Genomic DNA, 16,178 nt, shown 5'->3' with positions numbered 1-16,178 from the left:
AACTAATAACTTATATGCGGTCATGCTTCGCCCTCTTCCAAAACCAGATGCACCCAGGAATGCGGACTAAAGTCTTCACTACGAACCTGAAGAATGCGGACTAAAGTCCGAACGATCGAACCAATGTTATTATTTAGTTTTTTGAGGAATGCGCACTAAAGTCCGAACGATCGAACCTATCTTATTGTGTTGTTCTAGCTGACATGATATTTAGGTGCGTCAGTTTAAATATTTGAGGCAAATCAAACAGTTCTTTTCAGCGCACCCTACCGGGAACTAAGAAGTTCGCCGCACTCGAAAAAGTCTGGCATATTCCAATATAGGCTCTAAGCGACGTTGATTTTTCTTAAGTGCTGAGATCAATTTTTCCGAAGGCCGGAACACCAGAGGAGCCGAATATTTGTTCAGCATCTCGATATCCGGCGACTGACTCAGCAGCATCAGCCGTACATCTTTGTCAAGCAAATAACTCAGTGAGAGCAAATCTCCCATGTTAGTAAAGTCGTTACCGCGATCGCTAATTACTATTGTATCTTTAATCGATCGATTAGCGATCGCCTCTTTGTTAATATTTCTCGCAACTTCAGCATTAAAATAGCTCAAGTCTTTGCTCCACCAAGTATCAGAAACCGCGCTGAGGGTACAGGATGCGATACTTGCTGTGAATACCCCTGCTAAAACGACTTGCGCAAACCGCTGCTGAGTTTTCAGATTACTTGCGAGCAAATAAGCAACTGCTAGCTGCACTCCCGGAAAGCACGAAATCAGATACCGGCTGACCGCGGAACGTTTGCCGCCTAGAATTAGATCCGGTAAAGCAAGCATCAAAAAAGGTACAAAAATTGATGTTACAATAAACAGTAAAGTTGAACTGCTAGTCTGACGACAAATTTTGTAAATCGCTGCCGCAATTAACAGTAAAAATGGCAATCTCAGCAGGTAAGTCCAGATATGGTCAAAGCCGAAGTCGAAGTCAAAAAATAAGGCTGTAAAGCTGAGTGTCCACAATTTGACTAGATACAGTAAACCAGGAGATACTCGCGTCCAATCAGTCGTTGCTGAGGCTCGTTCCAGGTTGGTTGCCAGTACGTAAATCCACGGCAGATACAAGATTAAAGCTGCTGTTACTGCTAAAAAAAATTGCGAATTAGTTAAGTGACCTCGCAATTTTCGTTTTTTGACAAACAGCCAGCAAGCAATTATAAAAACTCCGTGTCCGATCAGTGTTAAACTGAAGAAAGGGTGAGTGTAAAAACCGATCGCGATCGCGATCGAGTAATACGCCCAATTTTGCCAACCTCGCAACCGCACTGCTCTCAACAGCAGCCAACTGCTGCCAATAACTGCCCCTGTCAGTAAACTGTACTGCCTTGCTGTCTGAGCAAATAAGATGTCAAAGGGAGATAATGCCAACAGCGTTGTTGCGACTAAGGCTGCCAAATTTGAAGCGAAAAGTTCCTGGGCTAAAGCGTACATCAAAGGCAGCGACAGCAAACTCAATATTGCTGGCAAACTGCGGGATGCTGCCAGAGAACTGCCGAATTGCTGCATCCACAAACGAGCCATCAGAAAGTACAAAGGTGGATGTTGCGGATCTTCCAGTGCTAAAGAATGAATTGTATCTGCTGGTGTACTTCCCGGTTTAATTCGCTGATATTTCTGCAATTGAGGTGCGGAAAATATTTTGTTTTGGAATAGTTCGTCGTCGATTTCTTGCCTGGTAAAACCAGCGGCGCGGATTGATGTGTATGCTTCGTCGTGCCAGTAAAGTTTGCGATCGATCTCGAAAAACCGAAATCCGATACCTAGTAAGATGCCGATCGCCAATAACCAGATCGGCAACCGCGAATTTTGCGGATTTTTGGGATTAACAGATGTGTCTTGATGTGTTGTAGATGCCATTGTTGTCCTAATTGTGGCTGACGGTGTTACGCTGTACAACCCTAGACAAACAGGGCATACGCGATAGCAATACTCTCACTACTGATAGATAGAGCAAAGGAGCCGTCCCTCAAAGCTCGAATCATAATGTTTCGAGCGCCGCCCCAATCTCGGTCATGTTCGTGACCGCAGTTAGGGCATTTAAATGTTTTTGAACCACCCAGTTTTGAATGCTTGTATCCGCACTTGGTGCAAGTTTTGCTAGTGTAGGATTCGTTAACATCAATAACCACAACACCCCGTTTTTTAGCTGATTGCTTTAGGTGGCATTCAAAACGGTAATGCCCCCAAGTGAGCATCTGTCTAGCCGTCTTGGTGCGTAACTTGCGCTGGGATTTGACAATCATTTGTGATGTTTTAAATGTAGGCAGCAAGATAACTTTGTATTGATTTGTTAGGTAATTAGCTACCTGCTTGTGGCACTCATCAACTAAGTTGCGAATCCTGATTCTCAGTTTGCTTGCTGCCTCCAACATCCGGCGTTTCTGCTTTCTATCAGCTTTTGACGCACCTCCCATCAGCTTGTCAAGGTGAGAACACAATCTTTGAATGCGTCCAATGTCTGCCTTGCCAAATTCTTGAAATGAGTCACCGTCGTAGCCAGTTAAAAAGGTTCTAACGCCAGGGTCAAGCGCAATTACCTTGTCTAGTTCCTTCGTCCTTGCCTCCTCTATTACTGGGATACAAGCGAACCATCGCTTTTTGTCTCTAACAAGTTGAGTTGCAAACTCAGTCTTTTGAATTGGCTCTGTAGACCTGAAGCTAAGTCCTTTAACCAGGGATGGGAACCAAGTCTCGCCGTTGAAATTAACTTTGTGGAATTTGATTGATTGCGATGGTTGGCGACAGCTCCTAAAATCTGCTTCTCCTTTTACGGACAGAGCTTGTTTCCAGGCATCCCAAGCGTCAAAAATAGCATTTTCTTTTGGGTGAGATGGTGCAGACTTGACCCAATCAGGTAAGTCTAGCCCTAACACATAGTCCCTCAAAGAATAAGCACTGGTTATTTTCTCACCTGCTTTCAAGGTTGCAATAGCTTTGTTATAGCAGTAACGCGATGCTGATAGCCAAATCTTCCATTTCTGGTGCAGTCCCAGCTCAGGATAAACCCGAATCTTAAGTGTTTTGTTGGGCGACCTCTTCTCCTTCTTGTGCCTCGGATTCGACTTGTAACTCTTGCTTGATTTGGTTTTCAAGCCTTCTGATGGAGTAAAGTCTGCTTGAAAAACTGTGGAGGATTGCGACGATATCTTGAACGAGTTCGGCGTGTGGAGAAAGACTGATTTGGTTGAGAACCACGATTTTGCAGTCAAATTGCTCGCACAGCCATTCGATAATGTCGAATCCGAATCTTGCAAGTCGGTCTTTGTGGGCAACCACAATAATTGCGATATCACCTCGCAGAACTCGTCCCAAAAGATTGATGAGTCCTTTCCTCCTAAGATTGAGTCCTCCTCCCACTTCCTTAACGACTTCAGCGCCCCTTTAGAGCGTTGATAGTCGTTCAACTTGTCTATAGAGGTCTGCATGAAGTGGTCTGGTAGAGACGCGAGCATAAACAACAGTGGCGCGTCCTCCGTCTGGTTCTGACTTTTTTTTGATGAACTTTTTGATGTCGTACCGTCTTTGAGCTGACGGCGTTTTGACGGTACTGATTTCTCCGCTTGCGAACCATCGTCTGAGGGTTCGGAGGCCAACTCCCAGAGTGTTAGCTGCTTCATTGGGTTTCACATATTTAGCCATAGTTCAAGCATCGCAGAATATGTAGTTATTTTCCAGTCTTGTCCAATGAATCAGCGATTAGAGGCGTACCGATCGACTCAGGGGACGATCGCACCACTACGCTCAGAAACCGGGTTTTTTACCGGGTTCGCCTGCTGCAAGCTGTGTATTGCTGTGGAAAAACCCGGTTTCTATTCACCCCCGTTTGGGCCCTGTTAAAGATCGATCGATACAATACAGATCCCAACCGACCATCATTCTACCCTCTGCCGCCAGCCTTCTACCTTCCAAACAAGAGCCACCGTTAGGGCGCGATCGGGCCCAACCACGGCAAAATCAAGAATTCTCAACCAAATCTTCCCAGAACCTCCAGACCCCAAAAATAACTGCTAACATACGTGTTGTACAGTTAATCAACAAGCTCCGCAAGGGGTCTACCCGCGTACCGAAAATGGCAAAAAAAGAAGCTTCTACAAAAACTACTGAAAACACAGAAAAGCAAAAAGCCCTAACTTCCGTACTGTCCCAAATCGAGCGCAGCTTTGGCAAAGGAGCGATCGTCCGATTGGGAGACTCCACTCGCATGAGGGTAGAAACCATCCCCACCGGAGCTCTGACACTGGACATTGCTTTGGGCGGCGGTTTGCCAAAAGGCCGAGTAATTGAAATTTACGGCCCGGAAAGTTCCGGTAAAACTACTCTAGCGCTCCACGCGATCGCCGAAGTCCAAAAAACCGGCGGCATCGCAGCCTTCGTAGATGCCGAGCACGCCCTCGATCCCACCTACGCCTCAGCATTAGGCGTCGATATTGAAAATCTCTTAGTTTCCCAGCCGGATACCGGCGAAATGGCCCTAGAAATCGTCGATCAACTCGTGCGATCCGTCGCCGTCGATATCGTAGTCATTGACTCCGTAGCAGCCCTCGTCCCCCGCGCCGAAATCGAAGGCGACATGGGCGACTCCCACATGGGTTTGCAAGCCCGCTTGATGAGTCAAGCACTGCGCAAAATCACCGGCAACATCGGCAAATCCGGCTGTACCGTGATTTTCCTCAACCAATTGCGGCAGAAAATCGGCATAACTTACGGCAACCCCGAAACAACAACGGGCGGTAACGCACTCAAATTCTACGCCAGCGTGCGGCTCGACATTCGCCGCATTCAGAGCTTGAAAAAAGGTACCGAAGAATACGGCAACCGCACGAAAGTTAAAGTTGCTAAAAACAAAGTTGCTCCACCTTTCCGCATTGCCGAATTTGACATTGTATTTGGCAAAGGCATTTCTACTTTAGGCTGTCTGACTGACTTGGCAGACGAGATGGGAGTAATTCTCAAAAAAGGTTCTTGGTATAGTTACAACGGCGAGAACATCGCTCAAGGACGAGACAAAGTGATTCAACACATGGAGAAAAATATCGATTTCAAAAATGAGATCGAGCGGTTAGTACGGGAAAAACTTGATACTGGGGCAGTGGTTTCTGCTAATTCTGTCGCTCCTGTGGATGTCGATGCAGATGATGTTGAGGTTGATGATGATGATGATGATGATGATGATGATAATGATGACATTCAAGATGTAGGAGATATGGAAGAAATCTAAATTTTGTCGCGATCGGTCATATCATGTCCGGTAGATTACCATCACAAAAAACAGTTTGTAGTGCGGAAGGAAGTCCGCTCTCAGGCTGCGGACTCCCTTCCGCACTACGAACTTATCTGATTGCGGTTAATCGATCGCACACGATATCATTAGTGATTAATCATGACTAATTAGCAATAGTAGGTTGGGTTTCTATACGTTAAACCCAACCTACTATTGTATGTATTATTTTTTTGAAATCGATCGCAGAAATTGCACAGAAACCCAGTTTCTGAATACCCTAAAAGTTTTAGGTTTAATAATAACATCAACAACATGACACCAGTTACCCCAAAGAATGCAGCTTTAGGTAAACTCCAAACCCTGGTAGTCATAAGTCAATCGAAAATCCCAAATCGGAAATCCCAAATAGCCGTTACCGCTGGTCATTATGATGACCATGCTCTGTGCATTCTTCGTCTTCGGCACAGCAGGTGCGACATTTGGCGTCGCCTCACTAATTAAACGGGAAGTAACAGGTCAAATTGCTGGCAATATCGGTGCTTACGGCAGTGTAGGCTCTGCGATGTACGCCATCGTTTACAGCCTTTTACCCCAGACAGTTGCAGGCAACCGTCTCTTTTTTGAGGTACTTGGGATTGCTGCTGCGATCGTGTTTTTCCTTTGTATTTTTATCCTCAAGGAGCCGAACGTTTATCAAAACAAAGAATTTGCCGAAGCAGCTATCCTAATAGGTCACTAGAAACTATCATTATGGCAATACATTTATTGTAAAACGAAACTTAAAGCCCGCTGACTTTGGTTTGATCGTTCGGACTTTAGTCCTCAAATTAGATAAGGACTGAAGTCCGAACGATCAAAACTTAAAACCCGCTGACTTTGGTTTGATCGTTCGGATTTTAATCCTCAAATTAGATAAGGACTGAAGTCCGAACGATCAAACCTTAAAGCCCGCTGACTTTGGTTTGATCGTTCGGATTTTAATCCTCAGATTTGATCGGGACTAAAGTCCGAACGATCAAACATTTTTAATGGCGGATAGTTGACCGGACACGATCTCGCTAATTAACACTTACTCAGGCAAAGAAACAGGCTGCATATATTGAGAATTAGCCCGCACATAACAGCCTTGTCTGGTCAGCAACCAGGGTTCACCGTTCGCCACAGAAATCGCATTTCCTCCCCTGAGTTCAGCAGCAATTGTATCTCGATCCGCGCGGTAAACTTGTTTAATTGCTCCGTTTGGCGTCTGGCGGCAGTTGAGTTCTCCATCCCGCGAGGTGACTCGCCAACCAGGCCAAGTTACAGAACCAGCAGTTTCAGTCAACCAAGTGTTAGCATTGCTAGAAGTATAGTTGCCACTGCCATTAGGACGCGGCAAAGGCTCAACTAAATTAACTTTAAATGTCTTGCCAACAGAAGCACAATTTTCTCCTCCTTTCACCTTCCAAGTAACTTCTGCTCCCAATTGGTCGCTCCTTCCAATTGCACGCCGGACAATGGCAATATCCCCAGAACAAACAATTTTTCTGCCGGAACCGATCGCGCGATCGTTGAAAGTTCCGTTGTAGTGGTAAGAGCCTAATCCTCCATCGGAACGGGTAATTTTAATATTGCCAAAAAAATCGCGATCGCCTACTTTCGTCAAGTAAAAGCCGCTGGGATTATCCTTTTTTTCGGACAGGCTTAAAGTTGTTTTGCCGTTCGGATTAATATAAGTGGTAGCGCTAGCAGCACTGCACCAAATCAATGATAAAACTCCTGCGGACAACCAAAGATTAACTCGTTTCATGGAATACTTTTTATTGATTTATACTTGATATTACTTACAGGTTGCCCGACAAATTAACAGGAGGGTTTCTCAATCTTATTGACAGTTTCAATCCTGTGTATTTTAGTTAAACAACCGAGGCGCTAGCCCTGTGTAAGTCATGCTTTATTTATAGCTAGAAGATCCATACTTCACCAGTCGCTCGAGCGAGTGTCACTCATTTGAGCGACAGCGCAGTGGTCAATACTTCTCGGTTAAACGCAAAATTGAAGAATTTAATCTCCTCAAATACTAGCTCGATCCGATCGCCCGGCTAAATTTCTCTCACCGAGAGCTATTGAGGTGCGTCGCTACTCGAAAAGTCGATTTTAATTCAGAAATTTTTCATGAATCCACACCCTACGAATAATCTTTCTACAGTGCAAGCTGTCCCAAGTCAACTATCCCAGGTCAACCATTCGACGGGAGCGGTAGCTGAGCGCAGCCGAAGCTCAGAGCAAGCTGTCCCTGGTTAACTGTCAAATGTTTACTTCACCCTGCTTCAGCTCTCTTCAGCTCTCTTCACTTGCTAGCACCTCCTTCCCTCGGTTTGCACCCTTCAACTTGTGACTCATTGCAAGTCCCAATAGTTAGCAGCAGAATAAATTTATATACCTAAGTAAAGGAGTTCCAATCACCGCTAAATACTGTGGATTATACGGGTACTTCCCGGTGACGCAAGTTGCGCAGACAAACACTAACCCGATTTTGAAAACTGGCAGATTTTAAATCTGAGAGTTTTTGTAAAGAAATATAAAAGCTCCGGAAACTGAATAAATGTCACGGAAAGTACGATTTCTAAGCTGAGTCTGTAAAAACAATTCTATTGATTCATAGCAAAAATGAACTTAGAAAACATGAATTTGATTGGCGAAACACTTAAATCATTGTTGGAGGGAGACTAAATTATGGCTGACGGTCAATTAGGAGTTATATTAAAGATCGCTCAAACAATTAATCCTCAAATTGAGAGCGATCGACATTTTGAAATAGACTTGGACAAATTGCGCCAACTGCCAGCGGGAACATTAGGGTGCTCAGTGGCGCGATTTCTAGACGAACAAGGGTTTGAGCCGATCGCATCTGGAGACTGGATTCAACGAAACCACGACGTTTGGCACGTTCTGACTGGTCTTTCACCTTCAACAGAAGATGAATTTGTACTTCAAGCGTTTACTCGCGCTCAAGTATTTCGCCCTTCCTGTGCGATTTTAGTATTAGTTGGATTGCTAAGCGGCAAATGCGCGATCGGACAAATTATCAAAGGTTTAAAACATGGAAAATTAGCCGAGCGGCTAATTGATTGGGACGTTGCATCTGACTGGGAAACTCCTTTATCTGAAGTCCGAGATAAACTGGGGATTCTACCATTAACTGATTAAAAATTTCACTCGTCACTGCACTGCAAAATTATGCAAAGCACAATTTACAAACCAGTAATCAGCCTGAGCCCGCGGGAAAGAGCGATCGCGCAATTAGTAGCCCAAGGCCTGCCAAACAAATGTATTGCCAAAAATTTAAATATCAGTCACTGGACGGTTGCTACTTACGTGAGGCGGATTTTTATCAAACTCGGTGTTTGTTCCAGAACAGCGATGATTGCACTTTTGATTAAAGAAAATTTGCTTTGGGACTCATAAATAAGTAGGGTGTGCACTGCGCACCCGTTGACTTCGTGTCCCATCGCGCCCACACCGATTGACTTTTTCGGTGCTATTCGGCGCACCCTACAAGACCAGACGCTGCGCCGAATAGCACCGAAAAAAACTACTTAATACAAATAAAAACCCGGTTTACCTGTGAGACCGGGTTTTTATTTGGAATGTTTAAAACCTGCTATGTCACAGCCAAAGAAGGAGAGGAATTTCTCAAAAACTTGAGTAATTCTCGATTCACCGTTTGCGGCGCTTCCTGCTGAATCCAGTGACCGCAATTAGGGATTAATTTTAACTTAAATGGAGCGGTAATTAACCGATCCAAACCTTCTACAAGCGTGTGGCTCAAAAACGCATCTTCTTCTCCCCAAAGCACCAAAGTAGGCACTGTCACAGGCTCTAACTTCTGCCCCCAATGCCAAAGGCGCTGCGGGTGAAACATTTGCTGATAATAATTCATCGCTGCGGCTAAAACTCCCGGCTTTTCTAAAGCGGTTTGATAAATCTTAGTTTCCTCAGCGCTAAAAGCTCCTTTGCGAACAGCTTGGCCCTGCAAAATATTTTGCACAAAATTTTTCAAATTTTGCCGGATCAACCATTCCGGGATGCCGGGAACCTGAAAAGCCAAAATGTGCCAACTGCGGCGGATTTGGTCTAAATTGCTCGCCATTTCTTGCACGAATCGCTGCGGGTGCGGAGCGTTTAAAATTGCTAAGCGGTTGAGTTTTTCGGGGAACTTTTGAGCTAAGTTCCAGGCGATCGCACCACCGCAATCGTGACCGACAATATGAGCTTTTGTATAGCCCAGCCGATCGATCAAACCGCGAATATCAGCACTCAGCGTATCCAAATCATAACCGCTTTCCGGCTTGTCCGAATCGTTGTAGCCCCGCAAATCCGGCACCACAACCTTGAAATGGCGCGCTAAAGCAGGGATTTGATGGCGCCAAGAGTACCAAAACTCAGGAAACCCGTGCAGAAGGATCACGAGCTCGCCTTCTCCTTGGGAAACGCAGTGCAGGCGGATGTTATTGGTTTCGACAAAGATGTGTTGCTGTTCGGAATCTAAAGACTTCATAGTTGCAAAGTTAAACTTATTTTTGGGAAGCACAGAACCCGCCGACTGGTAGCAGGCCCAAACGGCCCAATGGTTTTAATTCTTCTGCTTTTATTGTAACTGCTTTTCGATCCCCGCTACTGGAATTTAGTTAAATGTAAAATTTGTAGACTTTTGTGGTATTCGATTTTTTAGGTGTAACTACTTATCTCAAATTTTTTACCTGAAATCTGTGATTTTAACAGCGGCGCAGGCGGTTTAATAATAGCACAATTTCGTCAGTTGCCGATCGCATTTTTGCAGCCGACAAGTCAGATTGATTGACGATAATGCTAAACACCAGCGGTTCGTAATTCGGAACTTCTATATATCCCGACAGCGCCGAAACTCCGCTCAAAGTTCCTGTTTTTGCTTGCAAAACTACGCGGTTTGGTGTACCGTTAAATCGGCTTTTTAAAGTACCGCTCTCGCCAGCCACGGGCAGTGATGCGCGGTAGATAGATCCAGCAGGTGAATTCGCCATCAATTTCAAAGTTTGCACCAAGGCTTCTGGACTAATTAAATTGTGGCGCGAAAGTCCCGAACCGTCCGCTAATATGTAGCTGTTTGGATTTACACCTAATTGAGTTAAAGCTGTTTTTAACTCTTTCAAACCCATTTCAACTGTATCTTCTTGTGGCACAGGCATGGAGCCTGTAATTTTCCCCAACAATCTCAATAAAACTTCTGCATAAAGATTGTTACTTTCCCGATTAGTTTCCTTCACCAATTCCGCCAGCGGCGGCGATTCAACAAACGCTAATTCCTGATTAAAATTGCGAAAACTAGATGCAACTACAGCTTGTTGTACAAAAATTCCCTCAGTCACTAAAACTTGCTGAAAATGCTGCAAAAAGTTATTCGCGGGATTGACAACTGCGACATAAGCTGACTCAGATTCCGCACCAACTTTTAACTGTCCGCTAACTCGAATTGCGGGGCGATCGAATTCCCGGCCAACTTCAATAAACTCGGATTCATTTTGAGAGACTGTGACTGAATTATTCTGAATTTGCCACTGATTGGCTAACTTTGGTTCGGCAAAAGTTACTTTCAGAGGTTGCCCGAGATCCTGCGGTGACAAAACAAGCTCGATCGCGTTTTGATTGAAAATTAAACTGTTAACGGGCGCGCCATAGCCAGCTTGGGCGTCTTCCCATTCCCAATTCGGATTGACTGCACTGCCTTGAAAATAGCTGTCATCGCCAATCAACTCATTTATGCGATCGACTCCGCGCCGTTTCAACTGCTGGGCCAAATCCTGCAACTGAGGTTCAGCAATGCTCGGATCGCCCCTACCAGCAACATACAAACTTCCATTTGTGCCGCTGTAAACCGATGTCTTAATCCGAAAATCCGCACCTAGTTTCTGCAAAGCAGCGGCCGTGGTTAGCAGCTTGACATTGGATGCTGGAATAAAATATTTGGTGGCGTCGCGGCTGTAGAGAGTCGCCGTAGATGATAGCGGTTGAATCAAAATGCCCCAGCGCGATCGGCTAAATTCCGCACGATTGGCGATCGCATCTACCTTCGCCCCCAACTCCCCAGGACAAATATCCGCAGCCACCGCAGGCATTTGAGCAGCTACCTGCGAAGTGCGCCCCAGAAATAGAACGAACAAACTAACCGCAATTCTTTTTATTTTCAAAGGTGAATTTCCATCATAACTATTCACAATACCTCTTGTAAAAATCGCCTATTTATCTGAAAAACCTCTGCGTTGTCTCTGTCTCTATCTGCTTGAAATCGGCGGCTTACCATCAATCAAAAAATTAGATAAAACGTCCAAATCAGATAAAGCATATCAGGTGCATCTGAGTTTGGCAAATATGTTTGTAGGGGCTCTGGCATGACCTCCGTGAATATAAAATTATAACTAATAACTTATATACGGTCATGCGGAGAGCCCTCTTCAAAAACCAGATGCACCCAGCATATCTGATAAAAATCATCCCATCAAGTCAAAACTAATAGTAATAACGCATATGAATTCTTGGATTGAACAGCGCCTCTACAGGTTTTTCGCCTTTGAGGTGCTGTTCCACAATCAACGGTACATCACTCGGTTTAACTCGACAATACCAGATTTCATCTGGGGTAACTCGCACAGTTGGGCCCGTGTTGCACTGTCCCTGACAGCTAGAAGCTTCAACTTTTACCCCTGCGACTGGTTGGGCTTCAAAAGCAGCTAGGACTTCTGCTGAACCATTTCTCAGGCAAGATTGATACTGGCAAACCAATACACAGCGCGCGAATGGTTGGGTTTCTGGTTGTAGGGCTGGAGATTCTGGCATCGCTAAGAATTTATAGAAGAAGGAAGTTCGGCAACGGATTATTTAACGGATGTAACCGATGTAAAGGATAGAAGGAAGAGGGAAGAGGGAATCTTCGGTAGGGGTTTCGGCAATTAAGAACTTCCTAATCGTCGGGCGCGGTTGCTATATCCGCTGTTTAACATATTTTAACAATGTTGTCAGGCCGATCGCGCGCGCGCTTGACTGACAAACGGCAGAAATTCAGGGTCTGTGTCACGCTTTCCCTATATGATCGGATGTGGAGCAAAACTCAATCAACCGCCAATCATGCCCAAAATAGTAGCCGATCTGATGAGCCGCGATCCGATTTTGGCGCGTCCCGAAATGCCTTTGAACGAAGCCATTAAAATTTTAGCCGATCGACGTATTAGCGGTCTTCCCGTGGTAGATGAGAATGACTTGTTAGTAGGAGTCATCTCCGAAACCGATTTGATGTGGCGGGAAACCGGCGTCACTCCGCCCGCCTACATCATGGTACTCGACAGCGTGATTTACCTAGAAAATCCCTCGCGTTACGAGCGAGAACTCCACAAGGCTTTAGGACAAACCGTAGGAGAAGCGATGAGTAAAGAGCCTGTTACCATCGAACCAGACAAATCTGTCCCAGAAGCAGCCAAACTAATGCACGATCGCAGCATCCACAGATTACCGGTGGTTGATAGTGCCGGCAAAGTAATCGGCATCCTCACTAGGGGAGATATTATCCGAGCCATGGCAGCCGAGTCTTAATTAACTGTTTCAATTGAAGGATTGTATCAGACACTGAGCCGATCGCTCCTTCAATCTTTGAAATTTTGGCAATCACCAATTACCTAAAACGTTAATTGCTTTGATCCGGTCGCTTTTGGGAAATTCTCTGCGTTTATTTGCGTTTATCTCAGGTTTCTCTATCAATCAAAGATTTATGCAATAAGTCTCTAGATTCGCCAGAAAAAACTCAGGAATACGCGCAGAAATATTTCTTCATTCTTCCTTCTTCCCTCTTCCGACTTCCTTCGGACTTCCATCCGTTACATCCGTTACATCCGTTAAATAATCCGTTGCCGAACTGCCTTCTTCCCAATTACCAATTATCAATTTTAAAATTCCATGAGCATTACCCCTGAGTCTGTCGAACAATTGCTAAATTCCGAGGATTTTGGCGAAAGGCTGCGAGGTGTCAACCAACTGCGGCAACTAGAACCAGCGATCGCCTATAATTTGATTCAAATTGCGATCGCCGACAAAAACGTCCGCGTTAGGTACGCAGCAGTCAGTCAAATATCAACCCTCGGCACGGAAAATCTGCCAAACGCTTTAGAGGTACTGCTTAACAGCCTGCGCAACGACCCCGAACCCGACGTGCAAGCAGCAGCCGCCGATGCTTTGGGCGCCTTGAAATTAACCGCTGCTTTAGAAGATTTGCAGCAAGTTTACAGCAGTACATCTGAATGGTTGGTGCAACTCAGCATCGTCGCAGCTTTGGGAGAAATGGGCGATCCGAAAGCTTTTGGGATGTTAGAAAATGCCCTCGGTTCTCAAAACGAATTGATCCAAACTATTGCGATCAGTGCATTAGGTGAATTGGGAGACCGACGGGCACTCCCACTGCTGCTTCCCTACGCTCATAACGCAGATTGGCAAATTCGTTATAGAGTCGCTCAAGCCCTGGGGCGGTTGGGAGGCGCAGAAGCAGCAGCGGCTTTGGAAAATCTCGCCAAAGATCAGGTTGAGCAAGTTGCTCAGGAGGCTAAAGTCGGACAAGATAATCTTTTGAAATTGTAAGTTTTGAGTCGTGAATTTTGAATTAATTGAGAATTTTTGGTGAGGATTCTACTAAAAAATTAGTTGGCGCCCGATCGCGCGCCAAGAGTGAAACCCGGTTTCTTCGTATATTTTTCGTAACTAAACGCAAAACTCGTAGAAACCGGGTTTCTGCCCCCAGCCCGCGAACTGCACAATATGAACATTACTCAGCACCAAAAATTTCGCATCTCAAACTCTATCCCACATTCGGCACAATCAACTGTCACAATCGGTTTTTACTTATTTCGATCGAGCAATTAAACTATAAATTATATTTTTTTGCGTATATTGACGGATAAAAAATATTTACCAGTATAATTTTTTACTTTAAAAAAACATGATTGTGGGTAATTATTGTCTGTGAGGCGCTCGCAGGTGCGGAATCTAGGTTATATTGGGATCGCGGGCGATCGCACTCTGCATTTTTTAAACAAGAGTCCGGATCTTGATATCCGTACCTTGAGAATAACAATAGATACAACAGCGGCAGGGATTAACAAAATTATTGAATTGTACCCAGCCAGCCTGCGATCGGGGAAATTATCGTTAAGACGGTAAGCCATCTACCAGCTCAGCCCAGTCTTAAACATTTTTATCATCCCCATGTTTGAACAACAAAATTCCGGTTCTCAGTCTGCGGATATTTTAACAGGAGAGCGATCGGCCTCTCAACTTTCACAGCCTACACCAACCACAACCAATCAAAACTTTATTTATAAAGTTTTAGAACTCACCAACATAGAACGCAGCAAATTAAGTCTACCCCCACTAACCTTAAATACTCAATTACTCAGTGCCGCGCAAACTCAGAGCCAAAATATGGCAGTCCAAGACTTCTTTTCCCATACCGGAAAAGATGGTTCGTCAATGGGAAGTCGGATTACTGCAACGGGCTATAAATACAGCTCAGCAGCAGAAAATATCGCTGCGGGTTCTTCTACACCCGAACAAGTTCTATCTTCGTGGATGAACAGCCCCGGGCACCGGACTAACATTCTTAACCCGAATCTCAAAGAGATTGGCATTGGTTACTATTTCTTAGCCAACGATACTGGTAGCGTCAATTACAATCACTACTGGACACAAGTTTTTGCTACTTCCCTTGACGGTAGTGTCAATCCCGCACCAACTCCAACTCCCACGCCTACACCCACACCCACCCCCGTACCAACTCCAACTCCCACCCCTACACCCACACCCACCCCCGTACCAACTCCAACTCCCACCCCTACACCCAGCACATTAGTCTCCATTACTTCGCCAATACCCAATGCTACAGGAGACGGCACCCCGACGACAGCACCCAAAAATACAGCCAGCGGTGGCAATTATTTCCTATCAGATGCTGTTGATAGTCAAATACCTGCAAGTGCTGCGGGATTGCCAATTTTTGCCCTTTCTGGCAAAGACAATCTTACTGGAGGAGCAGGCGCCGATACGATTAATGGAATGCAAGGCGCGGATACAATTAACGGCGGAGGTGGCGATGACCTTTTATCCGGTGGCAAAGATTCGGATTCAATTGATGGCGGTGTTGGTAATGATTTTATCAGCGGCAACAATGATAACGATCGACTAATCGGAGGAGACGGTAACGATACTCTCCGCGGCGGCAAAGAAAACGATATCTTGATTGGCGGTAACGGCGATGATGTCTTGGCGGGCGATCGCGGGCAAGACGTTCTGACCGGCGGCGCTGGAAGTGATACGTTTATCCTAGGAGGAGGTTTGTCTGCTTCGGCTACCTTAGTTGGTGCCGATGTGATTACCGATTTTGTGGCTGGGGATAAGATTGGTTTGACTGACGGTATCGGATTTGCTAATTTGACTTTTGAAGCTGTGAGTTTGCAGTTTGATGGAGGCGCAAGTGTCGCTTCTACAGCGATTAAGTCTGGTAGCAATTATCTAGGCATCGTGCAGGGTGTCAATCAAAGTCAGCTTGCGGCTTCTGTTTTTGTGAGTGCAATTTAGGAACCGAAATATTCACTACTCACTCCTTACCAGGCTGCTACCTGGTAACGCATATCGGGAAGCTCTGCTGATTTTTTTGGTAGGAAAGCAGAGCTTCATTCATTGTCTTGAAAAGCCGAATCATATAGGTGCGTCGCTACTCGAAAAGTCGCTATGCAAGAAGGCGAGGGATTTTCTGGGGCGATGCACCCTAGGCTCGGTAATGACTAATGACTAATGACTAATGACTAATAGACTTGAATTGCATAAGTCTTCGATCGATACAGAAACCGCAGATGTCAGA

13 protein-coding genes and 1 pseudogene are annotated in these 16,178 nt (G+C 45.2%); 7 read left to right on the top strand and 7 right to left on the bottom strand.

What is annotated here, in order from left to right; genetic code table 11:
- Window positions 1-276 precede the first annotated feature (276 nt).
- The 3 genes and pseudogenes from QT974_RS16370 to QT974_RS16360 form a co-directional block, all read right to left on the bottom strand.
- A complete protein-coding gene (locus QT974_RS16370; protein WP_333469515.1) occupies window positions 277-1,902 on the bottom strand; it encodes a glycosyltransferase family 39 protein in 1,626 nt (541 codons plus the stop codon).
- A 41-nt stretch (window positions 1,903-1,943) separates the two neighbouring features.
- A complete protein-coding gene (locus tag QT974_RS16365) occupies window positions 1,944-3,137 on the bottom strand; it encodes an RNA-guided endonuclease InsQ/TnpB family protein (protein ID WP_333469514.1) in 1,194 nt (397 codons plus the stop codon).
- Window positions 3,058-3,684, bottom strand: a pseudogene (locus QT974_RS16360) (IS607 family transposase). Before QT974_RS16360 ends, QT974_RS16365 begins: the two are co-directional and overlap by 80 nt.
- 430 nt (window positions 3,685-4,114) lie before the next feature.
- Here QT974_RS16360 and recA point away from each other — a divergent pair.
- Together recA and QT974_RS16350 are read left to right on the top strand one after the other, a co-directional pair.
- Window positions 4,115-5,263 (top strand): recombinase RecA, encoded by a 1,149-nt coding sequence (gene recA, locus QT974_RS16355; RefSeq protein ID WP_333469513.1) that lies wholly within the window; start codon window positions 4,115-4,117, stop codon window positions 5,261-5,263.
- Window positions 5,264-5,693: 430 nt separating this feature from the next.
- Entirely contained in the window at window positions 5,694-6,005 is a 312-nt protein-coding gene (locus QT974_RS16350; protein WP_333469512.1) for a hypothetical protein, read from the top strand.
- 330 nt (window positions 6,006-6,335) lie between these two features.
- On the opposite strand, the gene QT974_RS16345 is transcribed toward QT974_RS16350, so the two are convergent.
- Window positions 6,336-7,055: a hypothetical protein gene (locus QT974_RS16345; protein ID WP_333469511.1), complete on the bottom strand. Its 720-nt coding sequence runs from the start codon at window positions 7,053-7,055 to the stop codon at window positions 6,336-6,338.
- A 926-nt stretch (window positions 7,056-7,981) separates the two neighbouring features.
- On the opposite strand from QT974_RS16345, the gene QT974_RS16340 reads away from it, so the two are divergent.
- Window positions 7,982-8,455, top strand: coding sequence for a Coq4 family protein (locus tag QT974_RS16340; protein WP_333469510.1), 474 nt, complete (start codon window positions 7,982-7,984; stop codon window positions 8,453-8,455).
- A 30-nt stretch (window positions 8,456-8,485) separates the two neighbouring features.
- Window positions 8,486-8,713 (top strand): response regulator transcription factor, encoded by a 228-nt coding sequence (locus tag QT974_RS16335; protein WP_333469509.1) that lies wholly within the window; start codon window positions 8,486-8,488, stop codon window positions 8,711-8,713.
- Window positions 8,714-8,909: 196 nt separating this feature from the next.
- Here QT974_RS16335 and QT974_RS16330 read toward each other — a convergent pair whose 3' ends face one another.
- From QT974_RS16330 to QT974_RS16320, 3 genes are all read right to left on the bottom strand, one after another.
- Window positions 8,910-9,806, bottom strand: coding sequence for an alpha/beta fold hydrolase (locus QT974_RS16330; protein ID WP_333469508.1), 897 nt, complete (start codon window positions 9,804-9,806; stop codon window positions 8,910-8,912).
- A gap of 217 nt (window positions 9,807-10,023) precedes the next feature.
- A complete protein-coding gene (gene dacB, locus QT974_RS16325) occupies window positions 10,024-11,499 on the bottom strand; it encodes a D-alanyl-D-alanine carboxypeptidase/D-alanyl-D-alanine endopeptidase (RefSeq protein ID WP_333469507.1) in 1,476 nt (491 codons plus the stop codon).
- Window positions 11,500-11,791: 292 nt separating this feature from the next.
- Window positions 11,792-12,118, bottom strand: coding sequence for a (2Fe-2S) ferredoxin domain-containing protein (locus tag QT974_RS16320; RefSeq protein ID WP_333469506.1), 327 nt, complete (start codon window positions 12,116-12,118; stop codon window positions 11,792-11,794).
- A 288-nt stretch (window positions 12,119-12,406) separates the two neighbouring features.
- Between QT974_RS16320 and QT974_RS16315 the strand changes: the two genes are divergently transcribed.
- From QT974_RS16315 to QT974_RS16305, 3 genes are all read left to right on the top strand, one after another.
- Window positions 12,407-12,868, top strand: a complete 462-nt coding sequence (locus tag QT974_RS16315) for a CBS domain-containing protein (RefSeq protein ID WP_333469505.1) — start codon at window positions 12,407-12,409, stop codon at window positions 12,866-12,868.
- Window positions 12,869-13,228: 360 nt separating this feature from the next.
- Window positions 13,229-13,903 carry a phycobilisome degradation protein NblB gene (gene nblB / locus QT974_RS16310; RefSeq protein WP_333469504.1) on the top strand — a complete coding sequence of 225 codons (675 nt, stop codon included), beginning with the start codon at window positions 13,229-13,231 and terminating at the stop codon, window positions 13,901-13,903.
- Window positions 13,904-14,527: 624 nt separating this feature from the next.
- Window positions 14,528-15,895 (top strand): CAP domain-containing protein, encoded by a 1,368-nt coding sequence (locus QT974_RS16305; protein ID WP_333469503.1) that lies wholly within the window; start codon window positions 14,528-14,530, stop codon window positions 15,893-15,895.
- Window positions 15,896-16,178 lie beyond the last annotated feature (283 nt).

Origin of the sequence: Microcoleus sp. BM001215392 (assembly GCF_036700185.1) — a bacterium.
In the GTDB taxonomy this organism is placed as follows: domain Bacteria; phylum Cyanobacteriota; class Cyanobacteriia; order Cyanobacteriales; family Microcoleaceae; genus Microcoleus.
The sequence above is the reverse complement of the archived record's forward strand: the minus strand, read 5'-3'. Positions and strand labels throughout refer to the sequence as shown.

Coding starts and splice junctions, on each gene's coding strand:
- QT974_RS16370 (WP_333469515.1), bottom strand. CDS start 1,902: ATGGCATCTACAACACATCAAGACACATCTGTTAATCCCAAAAATCCG.
- recA (WP_333469513.1), top strand. CDS start 4,115: ATGGCAAAAAAAGAAGCTTCTACAAAAACTACTGAAAACACAGAAAAG.
- QT974_RS16350 (WP_333469512.1), top strand. CDS start 5,694: ATGATGACCATGCTCTGTGCATTCTTCGTCTTCGGCACAGCAGGTGCG.
- QT974_RS16345 (WP_333469511.1), bottom strand. CDS start 7,055: ATGAAACGAGTTAATCTTTGGTTGTCCGCAGGAGTTTTATCATTGATT.
- QT974_RS16340 (WP_333469510.1), top strand. CDS start 7,982: ATGGCTGACGGTCAATTAGGAGTTATATTAAAGATCGCTCAAACAATT.
- QT974_RS16335 (WP_333469509.1), top strand. CDS start 8,486: ATGCAAAGCACAATTTACAAACCAGTAATCAGCCTGAGCCCGCGGGAA.
- QT974_RS16330 (WP_333469508.1), bottom strand. CDS start 9,806: ATGAAGTCTTTAGATTCCGAACAGCAACACATCTTTGTCGAAACCAAT.
- QT974_RS16320 (WP_333469506.1), bottom strand. CDS start 12,118: ATGCCAGAATCTCCAGCCCTACAACCAGAAACCCAACCATTCGCGCGC.
- QT974_RS16315 (WP_333469505.1), top strand. CDS start 12,407: ATGCCCAAAATAGTAGCCGATCTGATGAGCCGCGATCCGATTTTGGCG.
- nblB (WP_333469504.1), top strand. CDS start 13,229: ATGAGCATTACCCCTGAGTCTGTCGAACAATTGCTAAATTCCGAGGAT.
- QT974_RS16305 (WP_333469503.1), top strand. CDS start 14,528: ATGTTTGAACAACAAAATTCCGGTTCTCAGTCTGCGGATATTTTAACA.